At 58.1% G+C, this 6,591-nt stretch carries 9 protein-coding genes and 1 pseudogene; 5 read left to right on the top strand and 5 right to left on the bottom strand.

Annotated elements, in window-relative coordinates:
• Together NW856_RS08625 and NW856_RS08620 are read right to left on the bottom strand one after the other, a co-directional pair.
• Positions 1-272: pseudogene (locus tag NW856_RS08625) on the bottom strand (long-chain acyl-[acyl-carrier-protein] reductase); the annotation flags it as partial.
• 110 nt (positions 273-382) lie between these two features.
• Entirely contained in the window at positions 383-1,114 is a 732-nt protein-coding gene (locus tag NW856_RS08620) for an aldehyde oxygenase (deformylating) (protein WP_041436745.1), read from the bottom strand.
• A gap of 194 nt (positions 1,115-1,308) precedes the next feature.
• Here NW856_RS08620 and NW856_RS08615 point away from each other — a divergent pair, with 194 nt between their 5' ends.
• Entirely contained in the window at positions 1,309-1,617 is a 309-nt protein-coding gene (locus tag NW856_RS08615; RefSeq protein ID WP_414330858.1) for a hypothetical protein, read from the top strand.
• Positions 1,618-1,631: 14 nt separating this feature from the next.
• Here the strand turns inward: NW856_RS08615 and NW856_RS08610 are convergent, their stop codons facing one another.
• Entirely contained in the window at positions 1,632-2,126 is a 495-nt protein-coding gene (locus NW856_RS08610; protein WP_414351367.1) for a pentapeptide repeat-containing protein, read from the bottom strand.
• 100 nt (positions 2,127-2,226) lie between these two features.
• Here NW856_RS08610 and NW856_RS08605 point away from each other — a divergent pair, with 100 nt between their 5' ends.
• The 4 genes from NW856_RS08605 to NW856_RS08590 all read left to right on the top strand — a co-directional run bounded on the left by NW856_RS08605 (position 2,227) and on the right by NW856_RS08590 (position 5,434).
• Positions 2,227-2,535, top strand: a complete 309-nt coding sequence (locus NW856_RS08605) for a gas vesicle protein GvpV (RefSeq protein WP_238376787.1) — start codon at positions 2,227-2,229, stop codon at positions 2,533-2,535.
• Between the two features lie 186 nt (positions 2,536-2,721).
• Complete coding sequence (locus tag NW856_RS08600; protein WP_414330863.1) at positions 2,722-3,753, top strand: ABC transporter substrate-binding protein; 1,032 nt, start codon at positions 2,722-2,724, stop codon at positions 3,751-3,753.
• 46 nt (positions 3,754-3,799) lie between these two features.
• Positions 3,800-4,636 (top strand): ABC transporter permease, encoded by an 837-nt coding sequence (locus tag NW856_RS08595; RefSeq protein ID WP_414343731.1) that lies wholly within the window; start codon positions 3,800-3,802, stop codon positions 4,634-4,636.
• A 9-nt stretch (positions 4,637-4,645) separates the two neighbouring features.
• Entirely contained in the window at positions 4,646-5,434 is a 789-nt protein-coding gene (locus tag NW856_RS08590; protein WP_414399841.1) for an ABC transporter ATP-binding protein, read from the top strand.
• On the opposite strand, the gene purU is transcribed toward NW856_RS08590, so the two are convergent.
• Positions 5,435-6,283, bottom strand: coding sequence for a formyltetrahydrofolate deformylase (gene purU / locus NW856_RS08585; RefSeq protein WP_414399840.1), 849 nt, complete (start codon positions 6,281-6,283; stop codon positions 5,435-5,437).
• Between the two features lie 57 nt (positions 6,284-6,340).
• The coding region (locus NW856_RS08580; RefSeq protein WP_414399839.1) for a hypothetical protein at positions 6,341-6,591 on the bottom strand (251 nt) is incomplete at its 5' end.

Below are 6,591 nucleotides of genomic sequence, written 5' to 3'. Positions count from 1 at the left end.
CGCCGCTGGGCTAGGGCCATGGCATTCAACACTTTCCGACAAGCTGCCTTCACCCGTCCCCCCGCCAACATCTCCGGCAAGAAACAGGATTCGACGTACTGCCCATAAATCTTTTGGCCGGTGATGCTGGTTACCGTGATCTCGTCCACCACCTGAGGGGGAGCCATGCACCAGAACTCCAGGTCGCTCTCCGCATATTCGGAATAACCCAGCTTGTCTGCCACCCGCTTCGCATGGGCCAGGCTGGTCAAGTGCCCAATCAGGCCGAACATAAAGGTTTACCCGCTTGGATAACTGATGGATCCCATCAAAACATGTCCATACCCGCCTGTAGCCAGCCTAGAACTGCAGTCCGCCGGCAGAGGATGAATGCTGAGGTGGGTCATGCTGCCCGCAAACCCTGGGCTGAGAGGCGCATCACCTCGCGGGTGCTGAAGCCGATGTTGGCCAGCGCCTCTCCATAGGCAATCATAAAATCCTCGACGATGGCCTCGCGATCCATATAGATGGCTTCTACATCCTGGTCCACCTGCTGCAGCATCTGCCAGACCAAGGGCAGGTTCTGGGCGTTGGCCGCTTCGATCTGCCCTTTGACCTCGCCAAAATGCTCCCCTAGCCAGCGCTCTCCAAAATTGAGGTGCAGATATTCATCCTTGACCACCCCCTCGGTGATCTTGCGGGCAAACTCATCGGCGACGGGGATGTAAATGTTGTAGGCGGCAATGGCAAAGCATTCGATGATCAGCGACTGAATGACCAAGCAGGTAACTAGGTCTCCGGCTGCTGCCGCTTTTTGGAAATTGTTGCGCAAAGGGGCGAAGAAAGTGCGGGCAAACTCCCTATCCGGCTCTACCTGCAGGTTTTTGCCGCAGGATTGAAAGCCTTTCATGTGCCGCAATTCCATCTTGGCCAGCTTGTGCAGCTCCTCTGCCCCTTCCGGCAACATCTCGGCCAGCTTGAGGTAGTTGTCGTGGGCTTCTTGTTCCCCTTCGATCACAATGCCGTTGATGCGAGAGTAGGCCTGCCGGTAAACCGCGCTGCCATAGTCCAAGGTGGTGCCACCCTCATCGGCTAAAGGCTGGGGGGTATTGGGCAGGACGTTCACTGGGGCCATACTCATGCATCTCCTCTCGGTGTTGTTTGGGTGTTGTTGATTGTCTATGCTGACTCGACAATCGCCTCGATTGCAGTTGAATCGCTCTCTTAATCAGAATAGCTGTAGCTGCTGCAGAATTGGCGGGATTCCTTTTGCGGAACGATAGGGGTCTGCTAGGGTGAGGGTTCGAGTGCCGTTGTGGAGCCTGCTGTATGTCTGCTCTTGGGGATGGCCTGAACCAACTGCGCCAGTTGCTGGTGGAGCTGGAGGAACGATCCCTCGATCAGCCGATTGGCAGTGCCGAGGAGGTGTTGCAGGCCATTGAGCTAGCCACGGCTTTTGAGCTGTTTGAGGCGGAGAGCAGCGGTTTGCTGCTGCAGATTGTGGCCAATCTCTGGGATCGGGTACGGCAGCAGGATTTGTCTCCAGGGGAGATTCAGACGGTATCGGAGAAGTTGCGGGCGGTGGGCTATACCGATGCCGAAATTCAGGAGATCCTGGACTTGGAGCCGGAGGACTAGCCCCATTTCCCCCTCTAGGCTTGAACCATGCCCAGCTCTGCTGGAGTGATATCCGCTTCCATCTGAGTGGTGGCGTCGTAGCAGGCCCCTCGCAGGTTGGCCAGCTTGAGTTTGCACTGGGCCAGAAGGGCTCCTCTCAAGTTGGCCCCGGTGAGATTGGCCCCCGCCAAGTCCGCTTGGCTGAGATCGGCTTCGCTCAAGTCCGCTTCCGCCAGGTTGGCCCCACGCAAGTTGGCTCCTTGCAATCGGGATCCCTGCAGCTTGGCTTTCTCTAGGTTGGCCAGCCGCAGGTTGGATCCCTGCAGATCCGCTTGGCTGAGGTCGGCGCCGCTCAGGTAGGCCCGCTCCAGGTTGGCAGAAGCCAGCTTTGCCTGGCGGAGAATGGATCCCCCCAAGTCGATCCCGGCCAAGTCGGCCCCGGCCAGATCAGCTCCGGCCAGTTGGCTGTTGCTGAAGTCCCGCTCACCGCTGCCGTAGCGTTGCAACAGGTCTGCTCCAGTTTCCACCATCGCTGTTTTCCACACCGGACGAATGGATCCTACCTAGGAATAGAAGGGCCGCCAAGAGCACGCTAGGATAGACGCAAGCCGTTTTCCGGGATCCCCCCTTATGAGCTTGCCCCGTGTGCCCCGAACTCGACCTCGCCCCAAGCTGCGCTCGATCCCTCGCCGCCAAACCGAATCCGCCCTCTATGCCGAAATGCAGCAGCTCACTGTCGAAAAGCAGCGGCTCAACCAAGAGCTAGAGTTTATTCGAGAGCGGCAAGGGCAAATCCACGCGCGACTTCAGGAAATCGAGCAGGCCATGCAACACCTTCAGCAGGAGGCAAAAGCCTTTCGGGATCCCGCTCCTGCCTCTGAACCCGCCCAGCTCAGATCCCGCCCTTCCCGCTTCCCACCCATGACCTTTGAGTACTGAGGGATCCCCTTGGTTAAGTCCCATCACTCTGGAAGATCGGAAAATCCAAAGCCAACCCAAGCAACAAGTTGGGGGATTTTGTAGCCAAATTAACTATTTGCTGCTCGTCTCAAGCCGACCCTAGAATCCAGGCCAGCGAACAGCCATTCTCAAGCTGGCTGCACAGTTACTTGAACTTCCAGGCTTATGACTTCTTCTCCACAGATCTCGCGTCGCCGCCGGTTTTTGTCCTGGGTGCTGGGGTTGTTGCCCACCCTTTTGCTGGGAAGCTCCTCTCCCGCTCTGGCCCGACCCCCCATTCAGATGGGCTACAGCAATTGGGCAGGTTGGTGGCCGTGGGCCATTGGAGAAGAAGAGGGCATTTTCAAGAAAAATGGGGCCAACGTGCAGTTGCGCTGGTTCGATGGCTACATTGAGTCGATGGAAGCCTTTGCCGCCGGACAACTGGATGCCAATACCCAAACCCTGAACGATACGCTCTCCTTCGCGCCGAAATCTGTGAATGGTCAGGTGGTGGTGCTGGTCAACGACAACTCGGCAGGCAACGACAAGATCATCGTCCGGGAAGGGATCAACACCATTGCCGACCTAGTGGGTAAGCGGGTGGCTGTGGAAGAAGGCGTGGTGGATGACTTTCTGCTGACGCTGGGGCTGGAGCGGGAGGGATTTTCCCGCGACGATGTGATCATTGTGCCCTTGGAAACCGGAGCCGCCGCCGCTGCTTTTGCTGCCGGTCAGGTGGATGCGGTGGGAGCCTTTCCGCCCTTTTGGTTGACAGCCCTGGAGCGCCCTGGAAGCAAGGAGCTGTTCTCTTCGGCGGAGTTCCCAGGGGCCATTCCCGATTTGTTGGTGGTCAGCCAAAAATTGATTGACGAGCAGCCGGATCAGGTGCAGGCTTTGGTGAATAGCTGGTTCGATATTTTGAAGTTCATGGAGGAGAACCCGCAGCGAGCCGACGAAATCATGGCCAGACGTGCCGGTGTCACCCCAGAGGAGCTGCAACTGTTCAAAGATGGCATTCGTTTCTTCACCATAGAAGACAACCTAAAAGCCTTCAGCCCCGGCGAGGGAATGCAGCACATGCCCTATGCGGCCAGACAAATGGTGGACTTCATGGTGAGAGTGGGCTTCATCTCGGAGGGGCCCAAGGATCTGGAGGCATTGTTCGATGACCGCTTCGTTCGCGCCTATGCCGAGTCGGTGGGTGTTAGACGGTGAGAGATATCCGGGATCCCTTCATGGGCCACCAGTGAGGTAAGGTACGATGCTGACTGCTCCGGCTGAATCGCCTCCACCCACCCGCCCCAGTCTGCCCCCGACGGTGTTTTGGCGCATTGCCGAAGAGATCCCGCGCCCCTTGGCCTTGCTGCTGACGGCGCTATCGGTGCTGGTGCCTTTCGGCTTGTGGTGGGGCCTATCGGTCTCGGGGTGGGTACCGCCGCGTTTTTTGCCTTCTCCCCCTTCGGTATGGGCGGCCCTGCTGCGCCTGTGGCGAGACGGCCTGCTGTGGAAGGATACCTTGGCCAGCTTCAGTCGGGTTAGCAGCGGTTTTCTGTTGGCAGCAGTGGTGGCGACCCCCATCGGCATTGCCATGGGCACCTTCGCCAGCATCCGCGCCTTGATCGAGCCGATTAGCGGCATCTTTCGCTACATGCCCGCTCCTGCCTTCACCCCGCTGTTGATTATTTACTTGGGTTTGGATGAGGCCCCCAAGATCGGGTTAATTTTCATCGGCACCGTTTTCTTCAACATGCTGATGATCATGGATGCGGTGAAGTTCATTCCCAAAGAGCTGATCGAGGCCACCTACACCTTGGGGGGGCGGCGCTGGCAGGTGTTGCTGCAGGTGATCACTCCATACATCACCCCGAACATTCTCGACACCTTCCGCGTCAACATGGCTGCCTCTTGGAACTTGGTGGTGGTGGCAGAATTGGTGGCCGCCAATGAGGGTTTGGGTAGGCGGATCCAGCTAGCCCAGCGCTTCTTTAGAACCGACGAGATTTTTGCGTGCTTGATTGTGTTGGGGCTGATCGGCTTTCTGCTGGATTGGCTGCTGCGACGCTTGGTACGTTTGACCTGTCGTTGGGCCTTTTTATGAGGTGGTGTCGTGCATTTGGAAGTGGTCGGCCTGAGCAAATCCTTCCCCACCCGTCGTGGACCTATCTTGGCTCTGGATGGGGTGAATTTGCATGTGGAGTCGGGGGAGTTTGTCTGTGTGGTGGGGGCTTCCGGCTCTGGTAAAACCACCCTACTGCGCCTGATTGCCGGGTTGGAGCAGCCTAGCCGAGGATCCATCAGCGTCGATGGGGAGCCGGTGATTGGGCCGGGAGCGGATCGGGGAGTCGTGTTCCAGTCCTACACCCTCTACCCCTGGATGACCGTGGCGGAGAACGTCGGCTTTGGCCTGAAATTGCAGGGGGTAAAACGGCAGGAAAGGGAAGCCCGTGTGGATTATTTTCTGGAGATCGTCGGCCTGGAGCGTTTTGCCAAGGCTCTGCCCAAGCAGCTTTCGGGCGGTATGCAGCAGCGGGTGGCCATTGCCCGAGCTCTGGCGGCCCAACCGAAGATTTTGCTGATGGATGAGCCTTTTGGCGCTTTGGATGTGCAAACCAAGGAGACCATGCAGGAGTTTTTGCTGGATCTCTGGCAGCGCACGCGCACTTCAATCCTGATGATCACCCACGATGTGGAAGAAGCCGTCTTTTTGGCCCAGCGCATCTATGTACTCACGTCCCATCCTGGGCGGGTGAAACGGGAGATCCGAGTTGATTTCCCCAGCCGGCGCGACTACAGCCTCAAGCGCACTTCTTCTTTTCAGGAGGTGAAGGACGAGATCTTGGCTCTCCTACGAAACCAGAAAGGGATCCCGTTGAGCGACGCTGCGCCCGCGGGCTGATCAGGCAAACACCACCGTTTTGTTGTGGTACACCAGCACCCGATTCTCCAGGTGATACCGCACTGCCCGTGCCAGGACTAGGCGTTCCATGTCGCGGCCTTTGCGGACGAGGTCGGCAACGGTATCGCGGTGACTGACCCGCACCACGTCTTGCTCGATGATCGGCCCTTCGTCCAGATCTTCGGTGGCATAGTGGGCAGTCGCGCCGATGATCTTCACCCCCCGTTGATGGGCGCGGTGGTAGGGGTTGGCTCCGGCAAAGGCGGGCAGGGTGGAATGGTGAATGTTGATGACCGGCGGGGCTTGGCGGAGCAGCCACCCACTCAAGATCTGCATGTACTTGGCCAGCACCACCAGGTCAATTCGATATTCCTGCAGGAGAGCGAGCTGACGGGCTTCGGCTGCGGCTTTGCCCTCTGGAGAAACGGGGATGTGGTAGTAATCGATGCCGAAGGAGCGGGCCACCGATTCCAGGTCGGGGTGGTTGCTGATGATCAAGGGGATCTCGGCAGGCAGTTCTCCGGCCCTTTGCCGCCAGATCAGATCCAAAAGGCAGTGGCTTTGCTTGCTGGCCCACAACGCAATGCGACGGCGAGTGTCGGAAAAATGCAGTTCCCAGTTGGCTTGGATCCCACGGGCAATACCCGAAAAGGCGGGGACAATTTCCCCTCGCTCCAGTTGGAAGCCCTCCAAGTCCCACTCGATGCGGCTCAAGAACAGTCCTGCCTCGGGATCCGTATGGTGATCGGCGTGAATGATGTTGCCGCCGTAGCTGTAGATGAAGCTGGAGAGCTTGGCTACCAGCCCTTTTTGATCAGGGCAAGATACCAACAGGGTGGCACTGGGCATCGGTAGACAACAGCCTCAACTTTGTGGGGACTGGCTCTCCCCAAGAGCAATCCATTCTCAATCTACCCGGTTGATCTCTTCCAATAGCCAGGGATCCACCGGCTGGCCATCCCAACGCTTTAGGTCGATGCGAATCCACATCGCCGCAGAAGAGCCGGCAGGGGGCAGTTCCTGGTGAAACGAGATCTCATAGTCGGACGGGTTTTGGCCATGCTGCCGCAGCCAGGTCTCCACCTTAGCAGGAGCAAAGTAGGACTGCCCTTGCTCGAACAGGCGCGTGATTTCCAGGCCGAAGCAAAGGGGGTTGA

Source organism: Synechococcus sp. R3-13 (assembly GCF_047462195.1).
Classification (GTDB): Bacteria; Cyanobacteriota; Cyanobacteriia; order Thermostichales; family Thermostichaceae; genus Thermostichus.
The sequence above is the reverse complement of the archived record's forward strand: the minus strand, read 5'-3'. Positions and strand labels throughout refer to the sequence as shown.

What these genes read in the sequence shown, in the direction of transcription:
- NW856_RS08605 (WP_238376787.1), top strand. Translation starts at nt 2,227, where the DNA reads ATGAGCTTGCCCCGTGTGCCCCGAACTCGACCTCGCCCCAAGCTGCGC.
- NW856_RS08595 (WP_414343731.1), top strand. Translation starts at nt 3,800, where the DNA reads ATGCTGACTGCTCCGGCTGAATCGCCTCCACCCACCCGCCCCAGTCTG.
- purU (WP_414399840.1), bottom strand. Translation starts at nt 6,283, where the DNA reads ATGCCCAGTGCCACCCTGTTGGTATCTTGCCCTGATCAAAAAGGGCTG.
- NW856_RS08600 (WP_414330863.1), top strand. Translation starts at nt 2,722, where the DNA reads ATGACTTCTTCTCCACAGATCTCGCGTCGCCGCCGGTTTTTGTCCTGG.
- NW856_RS08610 (WP_414351367.1), bottom strand. Translation starts at nt 2,126, where the DNA reads ATGGTGGAAACTGGAGCAGACCTGTTGCAACGCTACGGCAGCGGTGAG.
- NW856_RS08620 (WP_041436745.1), bottom strand. Translation starts at nt 1,114, where the DNA reads ATGGCCCCAGTGAACGTCCTGCCCAATACCCCCCAGCCTTTAGCCGAT.
- NW856_RS08615 (WP_414330858.1), top strand. Translation starts at nt 1,309, where the DNA reads ATGTCTGCTCTTGGGGATGGCCTGAACCAACTGCGCCAGTTGCTGGTG.